2 pseudogenes are annotated in these 1,059 nt (G+C 63.1%); one reads left to right on the top strand and one right to left on the bottom strand.

The annotated features are described in order from the left end of the window. Window positions 1–188: pseudogene (locus EOA28_RS36725) on the bottom strand (hypothetical protein); the annotation flags it as partial. Window positions 189–285: 97 nt separating this feature from the next. Here EOA28_RS36725 and EOA28_RS36720 point away from each other — a divergent pair. Beyond that, a pseudogene (locus tag EOA28_RS36720) lies at window positions 286–1,059 on the top strand (class I poly(R)-hydroxyalkanoic acid synthase); the annotation flags it as partial.

Here is a 1,059-nt window from a genome sequence, read left to right as displayed (position 1 = left end):
ATGTTGAGGTTCGGGTAGGAGCCGGTGTCCTTCGGGCCTTCGGTCACGGCCGTCGGCGCTGCATTGTTGGTGCTGGTGCTCGTGCAGCCGCCGGCGGGCAGCAGCACGCCGACCAGCGCGGCCAGTACCGCCTTGCGGGAGATCGACCCGAACCTGAGAAAAAAAGTCCCGCCAACATTAATCGTCATATTGTTTTCCTGGCAGCCGGGTTACTGCGAATTGGACCCGGTCGGATGTCCCATGGTAATATGTCAAGAAAACGCTCCGGGAGGAACCCCGCGGACCATGTCCAAACCTGACGATTCGGACAAAGCGGAAAATGGCGGACCTTCGGCCATCGAGCAATATCTGGTGAAGGATCCCGAGCGCTTCGCCTTGAACATGGCGCGCATGATCGAACAGGCCGGCAAGGCGGCGTCCGCCTGGACCGAACCGCGCGAGAAGGGCGAGGTGCGCGATCATGTCGCCGAACCGGTCGTCGACATGGTCAAGACCTTCTCCAAGCTCTCGGAGTACTGGCTTGGCGACCCGCAGCGCGCGCTCGAAGCGCAGACGCGTCTGTTCGCCGGCTATATGACTGTCTGGGCGAACGCCATCCAGAAGGTCAATCCCAATGCCGAGGCGCCACAGGACGCGGTTCAGCCCGAGCGCGGCGACAAGCGCTTCCAGGACCCCGAATGGGGCCGCAACGCCTTCTTCGATTTCCTCAAGCAGGCCTATCTCGTCACCTCGCGCTGGGCGAACGAGCTGGTCGAGCACGCCGAGGGCCTGGACGAGCACACCCGCCATAAGGCGAGCTTCTACGTCAAGCAGGTGTCGAACGCGATCGCGCCGTCGAACTTCATCCTGACCAATCCGGAGCTGTACCGCGAGACCGTGGCCTCGAATGGCGAGAACCTGGTGCGCGGCATGAAGATGCTGGCCGAGGACATCGCCGCCGGCCGCGGCGACCTGAAGCTGCGCCAGGCCGACTACACGCCTTTCGAAATCGGCAAGAACATCGCCACCACGCCCGGCAAGGTCATCGGCCGCAGCGATGTCGCCGAGATCATCCAGTAC

This window comes from Mesorhizobium sp. M2A.F.Ca.ET.067.02.1.1 (genome assembly GCF_004023285.1).
Classification (GTDB): Bacteria; Pseudomonadota; Alphaproteobacteria; order Rhizobiales; family Rhizobiaceae; genus Mesorhizobium.
The sequence above is the reverse complement of the archived record's forward strand: the minus strand, read 5'-3'. Positions and strand labels throughout refer to the sequence as shown.